The organism is Maribacter sp. Asnod1-A12, from assembly GCF_045063735.1.
Classification (GTDB): domain Bacteria; phylum Bacteroidota; class Bacteroidia; order Flavobacteriales; family Flavobacteriaceae; genus Maribacter.
Genome location: NZ_JBEFNZ010000006.1, coordinates 3276265 through 3295960 on the forward strand (window position 1 = coordinate 3276265; position 19696 = coordinate 3295960).

A 19696-nucleotide genomic window follows, 5' to 3' on the forward strand; every position below is an offset into this window, starting at 1 on the left:
AAGATCTGAGAATTGATTAAAACTCACAATAGGGTCATCAACTTCTTTTAAGCGGTGTCTGCGACGCATATTTTCATTTGTTCCATAATTTGCCGTTATGTAAAATAGCCGCTGCCAAACGCTCGATTGCTTTTTAAATTCTAAAATGCTGAAAAACGCATTTTACATTTAAACACAATTTCCAGCCGCTTGCCAACGCCATTTAAAAGCTAGCCTTTTAGATTCATTCAAAATTCTAGTATTCGAGGAAATGTGTGCAAGATTTTTTTCTACAGCATTCTCGTCAGCTTGCCGCAACAGCTAAAATTTTCTCTGCGAGCAAAATTCTTAGCCCTTGCTAACCCCTCGTCATGTATGAAGTTTTTCTTTATGTACTTGTAACATTATGTCAAATAGGATTTCAACACTTTAACCAGTAACATTTTTATTTATCTTTTTTTCTTGATAAAAAAAGAAACAAAAAAATCAAGGCTTACAGATAATTTTGGAAACAATGTACGGCTCAGTCGCTATATTCTAGAAAGTATTCTAACTCTTAAGACTGCTTTGTACTATTTGTAACATTATGTTAGTCAATATGATGTATTACCAGCCCTCTAGAATATGGTCGCTCCCCTCGCCTATTGTTTTACCAAAATTCTCTTAGGCCAAATTCACTCATCTTCTGATAGTTTTTTTATTAATTCCAATGTATCACTTTCATTGGTATTACTACTCATATATTCTTCATATTGGTTATAGCTATCCTTTATCAGTTCTTGGTAAGTGACTAATCTAGTATTTTTAGTAGCCATCATTTGGATATCACTTTCTTTAGTTCTTGAATCACTCCAACCTTTTAGTGGTTTTCCAACTATGCAAACACATTCAATTACTGGATTATTTTCATTTTTTTCTTCCAACAGTTTTCTTAATCCAGATTTATATTTATCAACTTGTTCTTGTAAAGCATATACATTTGTGACTACACTTGCTCTTTTAAGCTCAATAATAATATGTTTTCCAGAAGCTTTTTTATACTTAATATCAACTCGCCCTTTAGCCTCTTCTTCAGTTAATCCTGCATCAATTTTTTCAAATTCAGACGAAATTTGTTTTTCCATATAGGGATGTTCCGTCGCTCTATCCCATGATGGGTCTAATAACCATAAATGGTTAAAAAGAAATTCTTGAAGTATTTTTTCTAAAGCATTATCGTCATGCACATGCACCTGAAATTTCTCTAAAACTTCGATTCTTTGTTTAGTTATTTGATAATATAAAGAAGCTTCAATGTCATCAAAATTTTTAAATACAGAAACAAATTCTCCAATATTTTCAACAGAAACGTTCTCCAAAGCATCTAACGCATCCTTATATCTTAAACTTTCAAAAGCAATTACAGCATGGGAAAACAAGGTGTTTCTATTATTATCATCTACAGTTATTTGATTTATTTTAGCAAATAATGCCTTAGCTTTCTTTTTAGAATCTTTTCCAAGCTTTTTATACCAAATTTCTATATCCACATTTTTTAATGCTTCCTTCTCTGCTTCTTTACCTTTAAACTTTATTCTCTTTTTTTGAATATGTTTTAATTCATCATTTATGAATTTCTTTAAATTTGAATATCGCTTATCATGTTCAATCACACCTTGTCTACTAGAAGTTGCTATATCAGGTAAATCATCATCATCAAGAAAGTCAGCTCTAATTTCACCAAATATGTATTTAATATACAAACTTCCCTCACGATACTCTTCTAATATATTTTCCTGTGAAACTTTCCCTCTAATTAAGATTGGAATTTTATTTAAATTATCATATTCATCTTGTAGTTGATTCGACTCTTTCACTAGTCCAATCCATCCAGTTATTTTTGATTCACTATTTATTACGTTCTCTCTTTTTTCTATTTGTTCGGCATTTTTAGCTAAAGTCAAATATTCTTTAGATTCCTCTCCATAATACCATAAATATTGGATTTTATGGAAATAATCCCTGTCTTCAACTTTAATTTCACTACCATCAATTTTAACTAAAAAACTGTTCTTACTTCCCATTATACTAAATCGTCTAGCAAGTCTTTTTTTTAGATGCCTGGATGTTTGTCCAATATTTTTTTTTAACTCATTTAAAACAATCTTAGTTCCTTTTTTTAAATGAAAATCTTCACAAGAAAGGTCTTGAGGTAGATAAGGGTTTTTACTTTTAGTTGAAATTTGCTCTTTTATTTCGTTTGAATCTAAAAGCAAACCATTTCGGTCTCCTTTTTTTGTAGCACTAAAAACTGAAATTTTATCTGCTATAGAAAACAATGACAATTTTCCTATTCCTTTGCGTCCCATAACACTCCTCTTATGTTTAGGAGTTATTATTTCATTATTTTCCCTTTTTCGATAACCAACAGTTAAGTATTTATCGTTTATATCTGATAAGCTCATTCCATGCCCATCATCAGTAATCACAATTTCATCTTTCTCTACGTCTATATGAATATTAACCTCTTCAGCATCAGCGTCCCAAGCATTAGCAACAACTTCAGAAATTACAGATGGAATATTACTGTATAAATTGATGCCCAAATGATTTAAAACATTTAGGTCAATAGTCATTTCATATTTAGACTTATTATCACTCATATAATTTTTTGTATTAAAAACTTTCCAAATTTTAATATGAGCCTGCAATATCCTTCGCCCAATTAATCAAGTCTTGTTGTAAGAAGCTAAAGTCTTTAATAACTTGAGACCTATTTACCTCGCTACTATTTCTTAAAACATAAACCCTATCCATTGTTGACTCTAAGACATCACGAGATTTTTTAGCATTATTGTTTGCCCCTCTATTACCTATTTCACTATTTCCACTTGCTCCTTTGTCTGTCGTAACAAAAACGTGCTTTCCAACTCCTTCCATTCTGGAATGCATAGACCAAAATATAGATTGATAAACACGTTCTCTTAAACTTGTTTTACAGCTAATAATACAAAATTGCTGAACAATACTGTTATGAGTCAGGGTAACAATAATATCGTTATCACCCCATATTGCCTTTTGCGGTTGACCTCTCAACTTCATAACCACTTTTAAGTTTTCTATTATTCTAGAATTATCTTCTGCTGATAGCACATTTTGAGTGTGCCCATCATCCGATAGGTAGGTCGGATTAGATGAATGATTTGCGCGGTAGGCATGAATATTTAAATTGTTAGTACCGAAGGCAAAAACCTTATTTATTGAGTGGACTACAAATAATTCTAAAACTTCACCTTCATTTGGATTTCTACAACCAAGTAAGGAACTGAAGGTTGCAGATTCAAGAATATACTTCTGCCAATTTACCAAATCAAAATTTGTAAGTTGCATATATGCAGAAACCAAAGTTGCATGGAAATAATTATTCCAATGAGGTTCATCTGAATTCAAAGAAAAACTAGTTGAAATTTGTTCTTGAAGTAGAGCAGCATAAAACGTATTCCAGTCAATAATTGAATTAGAACGGTTCATAATACCATTCTTAAAATCTAAAATATCATCTAACATTAAAGTAAAGCTTTTAGAATTTGTTTTGCCGTCGATTGAATTGCCGGTACTGCAACTGAATTACCAAACTGCTTGTATGCTTGAGCATCCGAAACTACTATTTTAAATTTATTTGGAAACCCTTGTAATCTTGCCCATTCTCTCGGAGTCATCTTCCTAATTCCTTCACGATTAACTTCACCTCTAATATGAGTTACTGGAGTAAAATTAGTTAATTTGTCATCGAGGATAAGATTTCTTTCTCTACCCATACCTCCGCAAACTACAGCATTGGCCGTCCCATCATTCGAAATAATTTCATAACCAAATCCATTGCCTTTACTCTCGTGACGTGCTCTATGAGCACGAAGAGTATTCACATATGTATTAGATAAGTAGTATTTTACAGAAACCTCTTCTGGCTCAAGAATATCTTCTAAAACTTTAGTTTTATCTGTTGGTTTTGGATAATTAAAATTTGTAACCCCTAAGTCTTTTCTAAATCCTACAATGAATATTCGTTCCCTGTTCTGAGGGACTCCATAATTTTTAGCATTTATTACCTCTGGCTCAGGGACGAAATAATCTAACTCATTTCTAAGTACATTGAGTATTGTGGCTAAAGTTTTACCCTTGTCATGACTTCTAAGACCCTTTACATTTTCAAGAAAAATAGCCTTAGGCCTTTTCCTTTTAATTATTTCTGCCACATCGAAAAATAATGTTCCCCTCGTATCTTCAAACCCTCCCTTTTTGCCAGCAATCGAAAAAGCCTGACATGGAAATCCAGCACAGAGCACATCAAAGTTATCAGGTATATAACTTTTGGTTTCTTCTTTAGTTATATCTCCAAAAGGAATTTCACCAAAGTTAGCCTCATAGGTAAGTTTCGAATACTTATCCCATTCGCTTGTAAAAACACATTTACCTCCTAAATTTTGAAGCGCTAATCTAAATCCCCCAATACCCGCAAATAAATCAATGAACTTAAATTTTGGTTTTTTAGGTTCAGGAAACGGAACATTATTTTTGAAATCAAAAAGATAATATTGTAATGCTTCTTCTGCAACTTTGCTAGTAATTTCTTCCTCAGGGTTCTTACGATTTAGAATATCTTTTACATATTCAATTGCATCACTTTTGTAAAACTTAGAAACACCATTCTTGTGATTGTGCAAATAATGGGTAAATGCAGCTTTTTTTGGACTTTCAGGCTCTACCAATCTTATTTTAAACCTTTTGCCGTTTATATCTTCAAGTGTGATTTTCTCTTTGAGCTCCATGTATATTTAGTGTTCTATAACTTTATGCAAATTAAGAAGTTTATCTGTAAAATTGAAGAAGTTGTGATTTATGTATAAACAAAACTTTCAACATTTTTATTTTAATAATATAATCGTTTTAGTTGCCATTGCACACACATTACACTCTCCTCCTACCGTCGGCTCGCATAATAAGTGTTCCATTACCTTTTTGAGAAGAAAATTTTCAGAAAGAAAAATAATCAATGAAGATTGCAACAACTTTCGCTTTTAATCAAAGCTCAAGTTACATAACGCGAAACATTATAGTACAATTTTAATAGTTTCGTGTATAGCTCATTTCCGCGCTTTTTTACATAGTTATGTTATAAATCCTGCAGGAGAATTATAACATAGTAATTATGCAAATGTAGACGGTAATTTAAAATAACTTAATATATTATCTAATAATATATTAATACAGACTAAAACTCAGGCAATACAACCTCTTCAATTTTAGCAATAGCCTGACTTACGGAAGTTTCAGACTTTCTTAGGTTGATTGCCATATGGTTGACTCCTACATTTTCATAGGACTTTAAATAGTCGGTAAGATGATTGATGCCTACCGTACCACCAAAACGCTGTGGTTTAAAAGTCGCATTATCGTCTTTAGACAGGTTTAAATGTATAGCAGAGATATAAGGTTTTGCTGCTTGGTCTTCAAAATACAAAGCATTACACCAGTATTTTCGGTTTTCCAAAGTTTCGGCAACAGGTCTTGGGTAATTAAACCAAGCTTGTGCGTTTTTTGCGATCCAATTAATACTTTGTCCGGAATGACCAGCAATTACAAGTGGAATGTCATTTTTCGGTTTTGGATACACTTCTATACCGTTAGTTAAAAAATCGTATTTAGATTTTAAATTACTGTTTGTTTTCCAAGCTTCTTTGATGATATCAAGATTGCTTCTAAATATTTCAGGTCTTTTTATATAGTCGATATTATACATTGGGAACTCCATAGGTCTGTCTCCTAAACCCAAGCCTAACAATAGTCTACCACCACTTAAATTTTCTATGGTGGCAGCAGCTTTGGCTAATTTTATAGGTTGTTGTAATGGCAATACTATGGCAGCCGTACCCAACAAAATGTTTTTGGTAGCAGCAGCTAAATAGCCCAAGTACGGTAGGGTGTCAAATAATTGCGCACCATCACCAAAATTAGGTTCGTATACAGGAACATCTCGCATCCATAAAGCGGGGAAGCCTGCTTCGTCAATTTGTTGTGCCAATGCTAAATGGTTAGAAATGTCTGGCACGCCAAAAGATCTGTTGTCTTCCAAACGTTTACGATTGCCTTCGGTTGACCAATCGTTATCTAAAGGAAACTCTATACCAAGTGTCATTTTACCTGGTTTGTATAGTTTATCAAATGGATTCATAATGTGTTTTTTATTAAATTCATCAGGTATCCGTTAAGACACCATATGAATTATTTAGCATTAAGAGAAGCTTTCTATTAGTTATGTAGTTTTTGATATTAATATTTTTTCTTTTTTCAATAAAACTAAGGTCAACAGGAATCCTACGATGACTAGAATACCTCCTACCCAAGGTGTTGACTCAATACCTAAGCTCGATTCTACAACCATTCCGCCTACATAAGCACCAATGGCAATACCAACGTTAAAAGCTGCAATGTTTAAGGCAGATGCTACATCTTCGGTTCCTGGCAAGTATTTTTCAGCCATCTTCACCACGTATAATTGCAATGCAGGTACGTTTGAAAAGGCTAATATTCCCATAAAAAACAAGGTTACTATGGCAAAAATCTGACTAGAAGCGGTGAAGTATAACACAAACAATACGATGGCTTGTAAAGCAAACATGACCAATAATGCTTTTCCTGGTTGGTTGTTAGAGACCTTACCACCAATGATATTCCCAATCGCGATGGCGATACCATAAATTAAAAGAAATACACTAGTCATACCCGAAGAGAAACCGGTTACTTCTTCCAACAAAGGTGTCAAGTAGGTAAAAGTGACAAACGTACCACCATAACCAAATGCGGTAATGGCTAACACCAATAAAATAGACGGATTCTTAATCACTTTTAATTGGTCTATAAGACGTAATGGAGCCGATTGTTTGATATTTTTAGGAACCAAAGCCAAACTAGCTATTGCACCTACTAATCCTAAAAGGGCAACACCAATAAAGGTTGCTCTCCATCCAAAATTCTGACCGATATATGTTCCTAAAGGCACACCGGTTACAATAGCCACAGTAAGACCTGCAAACATTATAGAAATAGCTGTTGCTCGTTTATCTTTTGGCACCAAACTAGCTGCAATGGTAGACCCGATAGAAAAGAATACACCGTGAGCAAAACCTGTTACCACTCTCGATAACAGCAACAACTCAAAACTTGGTGAGATAGCTGCTAATCCGTTACCTATTATGAATAATAACATAATACCCATTAATAATTGTTTTCTAGGAATTTTACCTGTTAAGGCAGTTAATATTGGTGCACCAATGGCAACACCAATAGCGTACAGACTTACTAATAATCCTGCTGAGGTTAATGATGTGCTTAGGTCACTTGCAACGGTAGATAATAAACCTACAATTACAAATTCCGTTGTTCCTATGGCAAATGCACTTATGGTCAATGCCCATAATGCTGCTGGTAGACTCTTCTTTTTGGCTACCGTTTGGGAGCCCTGTATTGTTGTAGTTTTCATAGTACATTGTATTTAATTGTTCGATACAAAATTCTATGAAAACCAAGATGTGTGCGAGGACATACATCACGTATTTTTGGTGATGTATATCAATATGGAAAAGTGATTTAGGTCACTTTTAGCTATTAAACCGACTTAAAGTCTCTCTGGAAACGCCTAAATAGGAAGCGATTAATTTTTTAGGAACGCGTTGTATTAATGTTGGAAGCTTATTTAATAGATACTCATACCTACTTTCTGCGGTCATTGTAAGTAAAGACAAGATTCTTTGTTGCAGATTGATGTAACCGTGATTTGATTTAATTCTGAAAAAGTTGGCAACGGCAGGGACTTCAAAACAAATCTTTTCCCTGTTCTCTAAAGACAAACAGAAGAATTCAGAATCTTCAAGACAATCTACAAAAATAGTCCCTGGTTCTTGATGTTGAAAAGCGCAATGGTCACTCACCCAATAGTTTTCCATAGCAAATTGAAGAATATGTTCTTTGCCTTTATCATCTATGTAATACGCTTTTACTAAGCCTTTAATTATCCAATATTCAAAGTCTACAGGCTGCCCCACTTGTATTAAAAATTGGTGTTTTTTAAGACTTTTAAATTCAAAGTGCGATTGTACAAAGTTCCACTCCTCATCAGTTAAAGAAACGATTTCTTCAAAATGTTGTCTTAGTAAATAAAGCTTTACTTCCATATCGTAAAAATACTTTTCTTTATTTAAAATATTATTTATTGTTGCATTTTATATTGGGTGCAAAACCAGTTAAAGAGTACAAATTTACTTTACATAGTCATTAAAATTTACATTTTCAGTCCACACACATTACACTCCCCTCCTGCCGTCAGCTCGCATAATAAGTGTTCCATTACCAATGAAGAATAAACTTTTAGAAGAAAGTGAATTAAAAAATACTTCGCTTTTACCAAAGCAATGTTACATAACGCAGAACATTATAGTGCAAATATGACATTTCAATAAAAGAAAATAATATTAGTCGGTCGAATTATATGTTTTTAGCTGTTTTCTTACTTAATTGAGCAATTAGCAATGCACTTACTCCGGTTAGAAACCAAAATATGTCTACAGAAGCGATGATGTATTTAGCTTTTACAAAAGCGGTAAAAAACCAATCACCCGTAACGATACCATTTAAAAATGGGACAGCTAAAGACAACAGCCCACCAATGATAAGATATCTATTATTCAACTGTTTTAAATTGTTCCAAAATAACCCGGCCATGATGAGTATTGCCCAACCACCAAAGAAGACGGTATTTTCATAAAAAGCCCTATTTTCAATAGAAAACGGTATGGTTTTATTAGCGATAAACAATAATGCCGTTGCAGGAAACAAGCCTAGGCATATAGCCAGAAATACTTTTGTAACCTGATGATGAAAGCATTGTTGCTTCTCGGTATATCCTTTTTTTTCTCTTGAAGTTTTCCAAATAAGAATACCGCTTATCAATGAAAAGCAGGTAATCATAGAAAGGAAAAAATAAAGTACTTTGAGCAGTATACCACCAAAGGTTGCAAAATGCAATTTGGTCATCAGGTTATAAACGGTTTGCGTATAAGATTTATCATTGGGCAAAATTTCGGCTGTACGTTCTCCCGTAACTAGATTGTATACAAGGTTACCGTCACTCATGATCCCTATACCATCATCAACTCGAAAGGCAATTACGGCGTCTTCATAACCATAATGCTTTGTTATGGTACTAAGAACGCGATGTTGAGGAAACTCAGCCTGCAGTTCATCATAAATAGCCGTAATAGAATGCATTTTTGCTGTTTTGGCATTCTCATTAGGACTTACATTTACAATGGGGCGAATGTTTTCATAAATAGGCTCGGTATTACCATTGAACATTAAAATTACCGAAGGTGCCAACAACAAGGTCAATAGACCAAATAAACAACCCGTTACGGCATAGATTATCTGAAAGGGTAGCCCTATAATACTTAACATGGTATGGGCATCGGTCCAAATATTCTTCATTTTTTTTTTGATGGAGAACGCATAAAATTTACGCATCATATTCTTCCAATGAATTAAAACACCGGTAACGATCGCAAATAGAAAAAAGAGGGATACAAAGCCTGAGAGCCAGATGCCGAATTCTGGTATTTGCTCAAAATAGTGTAAATGATACAGCGTTTCACCAACACTGGTTTTTGGATTAAAATTATCGGTAATTTCCCAAGTTTCAGGATTTATAAGTGCTCGAATTCGGTTATTGCGAATATCATCTGTATTTAAATCGGCATAGAACTGAATATAAGGTTGGTTCTCGCTGTTATAGACTATACTGGTCTCCCCTTCTTTTTTGAAATTAGGATATTGTGCCGCAACCTGACTTATAATTTCGTCACTATCTACGTTCTTAATTTCTACCGCTCTTGCTTGATGGTTCTCCCATTGATACAGTTCATCCCTAAAAAGAGCAAAAGCCCCTGCATAGAAAATAATGAATAGAGCAAAACTAATCACTATTCCCGCTACGGTATGCGTATGGAACATGACATTGTGCAATCTTGGTTTTAACGCTTTTAATTTCATTTACCTAAATAGATTATGATTGCACATAGGGCAATTATTAATAGATATATTCCCCATACCTTCCAACCATTTTTACTTAGAAAAGCCAATACCATTAAACCTACCCACATAAAAAAAGCACTAAACGCACTGGTAAGGGCAATGCCGCCTTTGTTGGTTAAATGAATACCAATAGCATTGTGAACCAGCATTGTAACCAAGTACCCCCCGATTATTGCAGCTGTAACTTTTAACCATCGTTGCCCGGTACTTGAAAGGTGTTTTTTATTAGCTGGCATAGTGTACGATATCAATAATTAAATAAACAAGAGCCACTACCCCAAAAGGATATATAAGTTTCGGTTTGAAGGATAAAGCTAGTATAGATAGACATAAACTGAGAATAGCGGTAAATAGAAAAATGAGGCTTCCGGTACCGTTACCATATTCAAGAATAAAAAGTACTAAGGCAATGATATATAGCATAATACTGATCCATTTTTTTATTACAATAGATCCTTCTATGTTTTTAATAAATGGAACATCATTAGGAAAGTACATAGAAGTACTATATCCTAAAATAACCGCTATTATTGTTATTGCTATAGCCATACTAATCAAAATGAATACCCCACAGTTAACAAATAATTTCTTGGTGCACCAGGAAAAACTCTACCCGAGTTAAGACCACCAATAAAATAACGTTTATCAAAGATGTTATTTACATTAAATGAAACATTGACCTTTTTATAAGCATAATACAAGCCAGCTTTTGCGGTAAAATAGCTATCAAAAACTATGGTGTTTTCAATAAGATTCTCAGAAGAGTCTATAATTTGACTTTTACCAACAAAGTTACCGCCAAGACCAATGCCCAAGTTTTTTAGAAGACCATTTCTAAAATCATATTTACCCCAAAAACCAAAAGCCTCTTTAGGGTTATTGTTCTCTAATTCTAATTGCTCTAACCCTGCGATGTCATCTAAAATTTCAACATCATTAAAAGAAGCATTAGCTGTGATACTTAAATTACTGTTTATTTTCCCTGTTATTTCAAACTCCACACCCCTACTCTTTTCATCGCCTAATTGTAATATAGTCGTTAGAGCTCCTCCTTCGGGGTTATCTATTAAACGACCACTTCTATTAATAGAATAAAAAGATAAGTTAGCTGCTAGTCTGTCCTTTAATAAGTCAGCTTTAACACCCAATTCAATCTGATTTGCTGCTAATGGATTAAATGGTTCTCCTGGGTTTAGTATATTGGTGCCAAAAGGTGCAATTTGTTCTTCAAAAGACTCAGAATAACTTGCGAAAATATTAACATTATCGTTTACGGTATACGTTAAGCCTAAGCGAGGTAATAATATTGTATTATCTACATTTTCATTTAAACCTACTTCAGAAAAATCATCTTGAGTTAAATCTTCATAACGAAGACCTAACATAATTTTCAGCTTTTTGTAAGTTATTAAATCTTGAATATAGTAACCTCTATAGGTTGATCTAGAGTCAAACCCTACAGGTATTTCACCATAATTTATTTGTAATTCTTGAATGGAATTATATATTCTTCTGTTATCAAAAGATAGATTAGGCACACCATTACTTTCCCCTATTGCCGTTATACTTTCATTATCTAGAAGATTATCAAAATAGTCGAAACCAAGAACCATTTCATGTTTAAGTGCCCCGGTATTGAATTTCGCTACAAAATAAGCAGTCAAGAAATCGGCATTTACATCGGTAACCCTATTGTTGATTTGTCGTATTAATTCGGTACCATCATCGGTAAATACATTGTTAGATCTCGTTTCTATAAAAGTTTGATTAAAATCTGTTTTGGTATAAGAAGCATTTATCGATAGTTTTTCGCTTAATTTATGGTTGGCAGAAACAGTAAAAAGCACACTGGTACTCTGTCTAAAATCATAAGGTTCTGCAGCACTAAAGCTAATAGGTAAAGCAAATAAATCGCCTTGTAAAATAGGCATTCCTCTATCTATACCTGCATCATCATTCACCTGGCTACTAACGATATCTACATTTATACTTGTTTTGTCATTTGGTATATATGAGATAGAAGGTGCCAATAATAAGTTTCTATTTTTTATAAAATCTCTATAACTTTCAGCATTTTCCCAACCAACATTTAGTCTATAAAGTAATTCTTTGTTTTCATTTAAAGGTCCTGTAATATCCATAGTGGCTCTTTGAGTTTGAAAACTACCAATGGTATATGATGCCGAAGCCCTATTTTCTTTCAAAGGTTTTTTGGTGACCAAATTTATAACTCCGCCAGGTGCACCATTACCAAACAAAGCAGCAGCAGGTCCTTTGATGACCTCTACACGTTCTAAGTGTGACGTAATAGAAGATGATGAGAATTCAGGTGATACAACTGCTCTGTTACCATTAACATAGTTTTGTTGAATTCTAAACCCTCTAGAGGTAAAATTATTACCGGTACGCGTTTTTGTTAATCCGGCAACATTATCTACGACATCCGTAATTCTATAAATTTGCTGGTCTTTTAGTAGTTCTTTGTTTAAAAGTGTAATACTCTGTGGCACATCTTTAACTAGAGCACCGGTTTTAGTACCTGCATATGTTACATCTGGTTTATAACTAGTACGTTTACGACCTACAATCTCTACATCTTGTAATTGAAAAATGCCCTCTTCTAGCGAGTAGTTTTTTTCTAGATTTCTTGTGATATCAATATTTTCTGTAATAGTTTCAAAACCGATATAAGAAATACTAATAGTGTAAGATCCATGTTGAAGATTTTCTAGTTTGTAAGCACCATCAAAATCAGAAGTTGCTCCCTTTTTTAGTTTTTCTATATAGATTGAAGCTCCGGTAATTGGTTCTCCGGTAGTTCGATTAGTAATTGTACCAGATACATTTGATTGTTGAGCCCAAGCTTGGGGTATCGATAGGGTAAATAAGAGTATTAAATATAAATATTTCATTTGTGGTTGGTTATTCTGGCAGTAAACTACTGTTGTTGATGAAAATTATTTTGTTTCCTTCAGTTGAAGAAGCGTCTTTTACAATGACGAAAGTTCCAAACTTTCCTGATTCTCCGTTTGTGAGAGATATGAAGGTGTCGTTTGTAACTCTTTCTTGATTTACGGCACCCCAAATAGCTAATGGAAAAATTGAAGTAGCACTATAGAATATTTCAGAATTATCTTTATAGGATAATAACCCGAAAGACTCAACCACACCTAACTGACCAAATAGAAGGTCAACAGGAACGATACCAAAATTAAAACTAGTCGCATCTATATAAAGTTCTACGTTTTCTAAACCGGGAGAAAGATTGATTGCGTCTAAACCAACGATACCAATAGGAATTGTATTGGCATTTTTAGTTTTTTCAACAAGTAATAACTCTGGTGCTATTTCAGTACCTATCAGATAAATTGTATAGTTTTTTAATGCTCCTAGGCTTTCTTCAATAGATAGCGTAGTACCATTGTAATTTACATTTAACACAACATTTCCATCACTGTTTTGAGCTACATTCAAATCAATGTTATAATACGTATCATCTGCTGAATGTTTTGCGACAGCGTTACCCGTAATGTCTAGTTCAGGTACTGATAATATTGCATCAATGTCAGCATCTATGGTATTTACCAATAACACCTGAGCTATAACCGGGTTAATATCGATATTGACAAAATCTTGCGCTTGTTGATTGCCTTTCGTTATGGTTAATGTTAAGTTGTATCGACCAGAAGCATTGTTTGCAACAGTTAAAATAGGTAGGGCGCTATCGCTATTTTCAATGGTATATTCAAAACCATCGGGAGCATTTGTTACTTCCCATTGATATGTAAAACCTAAGTTGTTGACATCTGTAGAACCTTCTCCGTTTAATTGGATAGTTGTACCTGTCTCTTCTGTAAAAATTATTTGATCCTCACCTGCATTAGGTAGTAGTACTGTAAATTCTTGTTCATCATAATCTGAACAAGCAATTAAGGCTATGAATAGCCCTAAAAGAATATAAAATTTCTTCATTGGTGGTTATTTTTTGACAAATATATATTATTATTCTTATTTAGAATTAATAAGAATAATATTTTTTAATCATATTTTTTTAATCATAATCAAGCTGTTTACGGCTTAAATTATTTAGATAATTGCATTGTAATGATACTATTCAATGGCAATAAAAACATAGATGAAAGAAGGGAAATTACAGTACCTAAGCTAGACAGATAAGTCAAGCTTTCAAGGTATCGCTGAGAAATTAATAAAAATTCAATATTCAGATAAATATGTCATTCCACACAAATTGCCTTCCCTCCTATCATCGATCAGTTAACAAGTGTTCCATTACCCTGTATAAGAAGCTCTTAGAAGAAAAATTTAAAGAAGTGAAGTGCCAAGTACTTTGCTTTACCCAAGCAAAGTTACATAACGCAGAACATTATAGTGCAAAACAGCTAGTTGTGTAAAACGACGCATGCTTGCATTTGATATAATATCAGATATTATGTCAAAGCCGTTTTACTGGAATGTTTATTGAAATTCGTAAGCTATAATTCTATATTATATAAAATAGCCATCAATCTCTGAGAATCAATTACGACCAAGAACTAATTTAGACTGCAGATTAAGTGCAAAGTTTTTCTTTTTGTAAATTTCGTAACCTGTACTTGCCATTACAGCACAACCAAAGTTCCAATCGTCATTTACATTGTCTTTAATATCGTATAGTGCTGGCGAATCTACTGCTATACCAATTCCTCAATGTATCCACCAACGATCTTTTACCCAGTATTGTAGCGATGGAACAAAAGCTCCAAAATGCCTATCATTATCCTGAAACTCATATATGTTTCCTGGCATAGCGGCGGTTATGGCAAGATTTTCATTTAACATATAGCCAAACTTTAAATCTGGAAATACGAAAGTTCCTTGAGATTTGTCGAAAGTTTGTAAACCGGCACTATCTTCTAAACTGATAATACCTCCTCCTACTGCAAATTCAAAGATAAAACCCTCCCTTTGTGTTGTTTCGGTATTTGTGTTTTGCGCGTATGTATTGCTAGCTATTAATATAAAGGCTACACAAGCTATTTTTGATACGATTTGATTTTTGATTGATAACATTTTAATTTTTTTCATGATTGTTCGTTTTTTGATTAATGATTGATGTGATTGATGATTTCTTTTTTAATGAATATCTATAATGATATAGAGTTTCATACTGCAAATGTCTATTAGCTTTGGGTAAATATTAAACACGAATTACTGAACTTTTAAATAATAGGGATGAATTGTTCTGATGCTAGCATTAAAGCAAATTTCTAAAATGAAGTTATTATTTGACAGACGCTGGCTCAACACTTTCAAATAAATCAGTTACCAAATACTGTAACGAATCTGGCGTAACTTTTCTAAAATAACCTATTAGATCTTCGCTGGTGGCATATCGGTTTGTGGTTGTTTTGAGTGTTCCGTTGGTGGTATTTCAATCTTCAAGAAAATGGCTCAGGGCTTTGTTTATTTGCCTCTCTCCTACTGCTTTTTGAAATTGATTTTAGATAAGGTCATAAACATCAAATAAAACTGATACAAGCTGTTAGTTTAGCCTTGTTTTACGACTATCAAAATAACGTTTAGCAAAACCCAAAATGTCAAAAACTAGTTAAAGGACAAGCAGCCTAAGTTATGAACCGTTAGGGGTACAAATGATGTCTTTTTTCCTGAAAGCAATGTGGTTGCCTTTAATAAAGACGTTGCAAACATTGAATAAAACTATGAGTATTATTTTCCATGAGGGACAATTAGCTGTGCAAAAAATAGCAGGTGAAGAAGAAATTGCCAAAAGTAGAATTCCTATGGTTAAGAATTCTCTGCACCCAAGGTCCATTGGGTTTATTGAACACCAAGTTTTGGCTTTTCCTGGTAGTGAAGATTACAATGGACATATCTGGCTGTCTTTATTGGTTGGTGAAAGAGGGTTTATACAGGTACCCTCTGAGCAAGAAATTAAATTAGACCTATCTAAGGTTACTAGTAATCTAGATGATATTTTTTTTAAAAACATAGCAACTAAGCCTACTGTTGGTTTGTTATTTCATGAAGCAGCAAGAAGAGCGCGATATAGGGCTTGGGGAACGGCGCGCAAAGAAGGAAATCAACTTTCTTTTGATATAAAATTGGGCTATCCTAGTTGCCCCAAGCACATACAACGTGAAGTCATTGAAATTCCTAAGGATTCAAAAAATGAAGTTTCCACTTATGAAAAAGGAACCATTTTAGGTGAATTGGAGAAAGAGTGGATAAGTCATGCCCACACTTTTTTCATAGCTACACAAACAAAAAAAGGGGATATAGAATCATCACATAGAGGCGGAAACCCAGGTTTTATTGAAATTCAAGAAAATGGACATTTACGTGTACCTGACTATTTAGGGAATAGCATGTTTAGCACTTTAGGTAACATTTATGAAAATCCAAAAGCAGCTTTGCTTTTTGTGGATTATAAAAAAGGAGAAACATTACAGCTCTCAGGTACTGCTGAGTTACAATTTAACCAAAACTCTAATGAAGATTTTCATACCTCTGGTGAAACGGGCAGATTTTGGACCTTTGAAACCAAACAATGGATTAGAACCATAAATCATCATGCGGTGCATACAGAATTTATAGATTTTTCTCCGTTTAATTTACCCAGTGCCCATTAATATTTTATAGAATAGCTTTCAATACCTAGCTTATTATGAGCTTAGACAAGTAACAAAAAAATGAAAAATAACCATATTATTTTAGGCACTGTATTTTTAGTGATAATAGGTTGTAGCAACCCTAAAGCACATACTGCTGAAGAGGAATCGTTTTTCCTTCCCCCACCTACCACCTATAATTATATAGAGGTTAACGATGTAAAATTATTTTATAGAGAAGCTGGTGACCCCAATAAACCAACTATCGTTTTATTACATGGTTATCCATCTTCCTCGCATAGTTATAGAAATTTGATTCCGATGTTAGCTAATCATTATCATATTATTGCACCCGATAATTTGGGGTCTGGATATAGTGATCATCCAAAGCCAGATACTACAACCTATACGTTTGACCTACTTGCCGATTATACCGAAGCATTATTAACAAAACTTAATATTGATAATTACATTATGTATATGCAAGATTTTGGAGCTCCGGTAGGGTATCGAATGATGATGAAAAACCCGAAAAGAATAAACGCTTTAATTGTTCAAAATGCTAATGCCTATTTAGATGGATTGACACCAAAGCGACAAGATTTTTTTAAAAATGCACAACAAGATACATCTCAAGTACAGGTTGATTTTTTGTACTCTATAACAAGTAGAGAGGTGACTATCAACAAGCAATATTTGTTTGATATTGATTCACTTAACTACAAAATTCAAAGCCCCGATGCGTGGACCCATGATTTGGCTTTTTTACAAAAACCGTCTGATAGAAATATACAGGTACAATTATTTCAAGATTATTATAATAACCTATTGGCTTATCCTAGTTGGCAAAAAATGTTGAAAGAAACACAACCTAAAACACTTATTGTTTGGGGTTCCAAAGATTTAAAATTCAATGCCAACGGAGCAAAAGCCTATTTAAGAGATTTGCCAAATGCAGAATTACATTTATTGGATGCAGGTCATTTTGCCGCTGAAGAAAAAACACGGGACATTGCCAAGCTTATTCTGAAATTCTTAAAAAAAGAAACTATTAAATAACGAAAGTTATTACTATTCTTATAAATCTAAAATTGATTTTATGAGATCGTTATTCAAGATTTCATCAACTATTTTTGATGCTTGTATAGGTGTTTGTGCAGGATGACTTTGAAACACTTTTTTATTTAATTCATCTACCGTATTTGTAAATTGAGTGGCTTTATTCTTAGAAAGCTCGCTAATTTCTGAAGTATATCTCGTGTTAAATTTTAGGTTGGCAGGGTCAACCTTACCTTCTGTTATGTAACCTCTAGTTTTTTTAGAACATCTACATGGGTTGTTTGTATTTACCAATCCACATCTTTTATTCATCCAGTTATACAGCTCTTTGCGAGAGCGCATTAATTTGATTCTAAAATTACCAGGTGTAATTCCTAAAATTTCTCCACCAAGATTATGATCTATATCAAACATTTCGCCTAAAATATAAATCATGCGTTGTTCTTTAGATAAGCAAAGTAACATGCCTGTTGTACAATTTATTCTGATTTCTTCTATAGTATCTCTAAACTCTTTTTCTTCTTGGTCATTTAATTCAAAACTAGGAACATTATCGATTTCATTAAAATAGCTTTCGAAATTTACGACCCGCAACTGCCCCTTTTTCTTTTTATCATTTAAAAAATGGTTTACCGTTATACGATATAACCAGGTTCTAAATTTACTCTCACTCTTAAATTTGGCTAAAGCAGTTATTACTTTTATAAAAACTTCTTGAGTAACATCTTCAGCGTCAGCTACATTGCCCACCATTTTTAAAGCTAAATTGTAAACAAAAAGCTGGTGACGAACAATAAGCGTTTGAAGTGCTTTTTTGTCACCATCCACTGATAGCTGTACTAACTCTGTGTCACTACTATCCGTATAGTTATCTGGAAAAAAGTTTGTCATAATACAAAATTTAAAATCCTCATTTATAGAACTATAAATGAGGATTTTAATTATAATTATATAGAGTTAATTCCGCCTTGTACGGCAATTTCTTCACCGATGATATAAGATGAATCATCAGAAGCTAAAAACAATACTGCTTTTGCTACTTCATCAGGATCTCCAAAGCGCTTTAATGCCGTCTGTGCAGTAATTGCTTCAGCGGCACCAGAAAGTACGTCATCAGGTAAACCGATTTTACCCCAGAAAGGCGTACCAATTGGACCAGGGCTTACGGCATTTACACGTATTCCTCTATCTGCAAGTTCAGCAGAAGAAACACGAACTAGAGAACGTAAAGCTGCTTTACTTGCACTTAATAAGCTACTACCGCCAAAACCAACTTCATTTAAATATGATGTAGTAACAACTACAGAAGCTTTATCATTTAAGTATTGGATTCCTTTTTGTAATGTGAAGAAAGATCCTTTAAAATTCACATCCATCATATCATCAAAGAATGCTTCATCTGTATCAGCTACAGGAGATAGTTTTCCTTTTCCTACATTGATAAACAATGTATCGACACCACCAAATTTAGATTTGGTTTCTGAAAACAAACGTTCTAAATCGGCATGGTTTGTAACGTCACCTTTTACAGCGTGACTATTAGATCCTAATTGTTTTACTGCTGCGTCTAAAGCTTTTTGACCTCTACTAAAGATAACGACCTTAGCGCCGTTATCAATGAACTCTTGAGCTGTAGCAAAACCAATACCACTTGCACCACCCGTTATTACTGCTACTTTACCTTCTAACTTTCCCATTATTTTTGTTTTTTTAAATAAATTGAACATATTATAATTGTATCTATAACTTGGACAATGAAAAAACAATGGTGTTACAAAACTTTTGAAATTAGGTTACAAGTAAAAATATAAAGGTATACTAAAGATGTGCGTATGTTTGTATTAAACCCCTATGCCATACACTTTCTCACTTCGCTATTAGGTTAGTTTGGATAAAGCATATTCTAA

16 protein-coding genes are annotated in these 19696 nt (G+C 33.5%); 2 read left to right on the forward strand and 14 right to left on the reverse strand.

The window, feature by feature from the left end; genetic code table 11:
* Positions 1 to 653 precede the first annotated feature (653 nt).
* From ACJJVP_RS14115 to ACJJVP_RS14170, 12 genes are all read right to left on the reverse strand, one after another.
* Complete coding sequence (locus tag ACJJVP_RS14115; protein WP_405414498.1) at positions 654 to 2621, reverse strand: ATP-binding protein; 1968 nt, start codon at positions 2619 to 2621, stop codon at positions 654 to 656.
* A gap of 31 nt (positions 2622 to 2652) precedes the next feature.
* A complete protein-coding gene (locus tag ACJJVP_RS14120) occupies positions 2653 to 3525 on the reverse strand; it encodes a BsaWI family type II restriction enzyme (RefSeq protein ID WP_405414500.1) in 873 nt (290 codons plus the stop codon).
* Positions 3525 to 4787 carry a DNA cytosine methyltransferase gene (locus ACJJVP_RS14125; protein WP_405414501.1) on the reverse strand — a complete coding sequence of 421 codons (1263 nt, stop codon included), beginning with the start codon at positions 4785 to 4787 and terminating at the stop codon, positions 3525 to 3527. Before ACJJVP_RS14125 ends, ACJJVP_RS14120 begins: the two co-directional genes overlap by 1 nt.
* Before the next feature lie 443 nt (positions 4788 to 5230).
* Positions 5231 to 6190, reverse strand: coding sequence for a TIGR03571 family LLM class oxidoreductase (locus ACJJVP_RS14130; RefSeq protein WP_405414502.1), 960 nt, complete (start codon positions 6188 to 6190; stop codon positions 5231 to 5233).
* An 81-nt stretch (positions 6191 to 6271) separates the two neighbouring features.
* Positions 6272 to 7498 carry an MFS transporter gene (locus tag ACJJVP_RS14135; RefSeq protein WP_405414504.1) on the reverse strand — a complete coding sequence of 409 codons (1227 nt, stop codon included), beginning with the start codon at positions 7496 to 7498 and terminating at the stop codon, positions 6272 to 6274.
* A 118-nt stretch (positions 7499 to 7616) separates the two neighbouring features.
* Positions 7617 to 8189: a Crp/Fnr family transcriptional regulator gene (locus ACJJVP_RS14140; RefSeq protein ID WP_405414506.1), complete on the reverse strand. Its 573-nt coding sequence runs from the start codon at positions 8187 to 8189 to the stop codon at positions 7617 to 7619.
* 310 nt (positions 8190 to 8499) lie between these two features.
* Complete coding sequence (locus tag ACJJVP_RS14145; RefSeq protein WP_405414507.1) at positions 8500 to 10059, reverse strand: PepSY-associated TM helix domain-containing protein; 1560 nt, start codon at positions 10057 to 10059, stop codon at positions 8500 to 8502.
* Positions 10056 to 10337, reverse strand: coding sequence for a hypothetical protein (locus ACJJVP_RS14150; RefSeq protein WP_405414508.1), 282 nt, complete (start codon positions 10335 to 10337; stop codon positions 10056 to 10058). The genes ACJJVP_RS14145 and ACJJVP_RS14150 overlap by 4 nt, the downstream gene beginning before the upstream one ends.
* The gene (locus tag ACJJVP_RS14155; protein WP_405414509.1) at positions 10327 to 10650 is read right to left on the reverse strand and encodes a hypothetical protein; all 324 of its coding nucleotides are present in this window, start codon (positions 10648 to 10650) and stop codon (positions 10327 to 10329) included. The genes ACJJVP_RS14150 and ACJJVP_RS14155 overlap by 11 nt, the downstream gene beginning before the upstream one ends.
* 5 nt (positions 10651 to 10655) lie before the next feature.
* The gene (locus ACJJVP_RS14160) at positions 10656 to 13013 is read right to left on the reverse strand and encodes a TonB-dependent siderophore receptor (protein WP_405414510.1); all 2358 of its coding nucleotides are present in this window, start codon (positions 13011 to 13013) and stop codon (positions 10656 to 10658) included.
* A gap of 10 nt (positions 13014 to 13023) precedes the next feature.
* Positions 13024 to 14073 (reverse strand): PKD domain-containing protein, encoded by a 1050-nt coding sequence (locus ACJJVP_RS14165; protein WP_405414511.1) that lies wholly within the window; start codon positions 14071 to 14073, stop codon positions 13024 to 13026.
* Between the two features lie 732 nt (positions 14074 to 14805).
* Positions 14806 to 15171, reverse strand: coding sequence for a hypothetical protein (locus tag ACJJVP_RS14170; RefSeq protein WP_405414512.1), 366 nt, complete (start codon positions 15169 to 15171; stop codon positions 14806 to 14808).
* A gap of 650 nt (positions 15172 to 15821) precedes the next feature.
* On the opposite strand from ACJJVP_RS14170, the gene ACJJVP_RS14175 reads away from it, so the two are divergent.
* On the forward strand, positions 15822 to 16751 hold the full coding sequence (locus ACJJVP_RS14175) for a pyridoxamine 5'-phosphate oxidase family protein (protein WP_405414513.1): 930 nt from the start codon (positions 15822 to 15824) through the stop codon (positions 16749 to 16751).
* Positions 16752 to 16811: 60 nt separating this feature from the next.
* Positions 16812 to 17789, forward strand: coding sequence for an alpha/beta fold hydrolase (locus ACJJVP_RS14180; protein ID WP_405414515.1), 978 nt, complete (start codon positions 16812 to 16814; stop codon positions 17787 to 17789).
* A gap of 18 nt (positions 17790 to 17807) precedes the next feature.
* Here the strand turns inward: ACJJVP_RS14180 and ACJJVP_RS14185 are convergent, their stop codons facing one another.
* Positions 17808 to 18680, reverse strand: coding sequence for an RNA polymerase sigma factor (locus ACJJVP_RS14185; RefSeq protein ID WP_405414516.1), 873 nt, complete (start codon positions 18678 to 18680; stop codon positions 17808 to 17810).
* Between the two features lie 56 nt (positions 18681 to 18736).
* The gene (locus ACJJVP_RS14190; RefSeq protein WP_405414517.1) at positions 18737 to 19486 is read right to left on the reverse strand and encodes an SDR family oxidoreductase; all 750 of its coding nucleotides are present in this window, start codon (positions 19484 to 19486) and stop codon (positions 18737 to 18739) included.
* Positions 19487 to 19696: the final 210 nt, after the last annotated feature.

Bases quoted from the DNA above. Each gene is read 5' to 3' on its own strand.
- ACJJVP_RS14115 (WP_405414498.1), bottom strand. From the start codon at position 2,621: ATGAGTGATAATAAGTCTAAATATGAAATGACTATTGACCTAAATGTT.
- ACJJVP_RS14130 (WP_405414502.1), bottom strand. From the start codon at position 6,190: ATGAATCCATTTGATAAACTATACAAACCAGGTAAAATGACACTTGGT.
- ACJJVP_RS14170 (WP_405414512.1), bottom strand. From the start codon at position 15,171: ATGTTATCAATCAAAAATCAAATCGTATCAAAAATAGCTTGTGTAGCC.
- ACJJVP_RS14120 (WP_405414500.1), bottom strand. From the start codon at position 3,525: ATGTTAGATGATATTTTAGATTTTAAGAATGGTATTATGAACCGTTCT.
- ACJJVP_RS14185 (WP_405414516.1), bottom strand. From the start codon at position 18,680: ATGACAAACTTTTTTCCAGATAACTATACGGATAGTAGTGACACAGAG.
- ACJJVP_RS14125 (WP_405414501.1), bottom strand. From the start codon at position 4,787: ATGGAGCTCAAAGAGAAAATCACACTTGAAGATATAAACGGCAAAAGG.
- ACJJVP_RS14160 (WP_405414510.1), bottom strand. From the start codon at position 13,013: ATGAAATATTTATATTTAATACTCTTATTTACCCTATCGATACCCCAA.
- ACJJVP_RS14145 (WP_405414507.1), bottom strand. From the start codon at position 10,059: ATGAAATTAAAAGCGTTAAAACCAAGATTGCACAATGTCATGTTCCAT.
- ACJJVP_RS14135 (WP_405414504.1), bottom strand. From the start codon at position 7,498: ATGAAAACTACAACAATACAGGGCTCCCAAACGGTAGCCAAAAAGAAG.
- ACJJVP_RS14180 (WP_405414515.1), top strand. From the start codon at position 16,812: ATGAAAAATAACCATATTATTTTAGGCACTGTATTTTTAGTGATAATA.
- ACJJVP_RS14140 (WP_405414506.1), bottom strand. From the start codon at position 8,189: ATGGAAGTAAAGCTTTATTTACTAAGACAACATTTTGAAGAAATCGTT.
- ACJJVP_RS14190 (WP_405414517.1), bottom strand. From the start codon at position 19,486: ATGGGAAAGTTAGAAGGTAAAGTAGCAGTAATAACGGGTGGTGCAAGT.
- ACJJVP_RS14165 (WP_405414511.1), bottom strand. From the start codon at position 14,073: ATGAAGAAATTTTATATTCTTTTAGGGCTATTCATAGCCTTAATTGCT.
- ACJJVP_RS14155 (WP_405414509.1), bottom strand. From the start codon at position 10,650: ATGGCTATAGCAATAACAATAATAGCGGTTATTTTAGGATATAGTACT.
- ACJJVP_RS14150 (WP_405414508.1), bottom strand. From the start codon at position 10,337: ATGCCAGCTAATAAAAAACACCTTTCAAGTACCGGGCAACGATGGTTA.
- ACJJVP_RS14175 (WP_405414513.1), top strand. From the start codon at position 15,822: ATGAGTATTATTTTCCATGAGGGACAATTAGCTGTGCAAAAAATAGCA.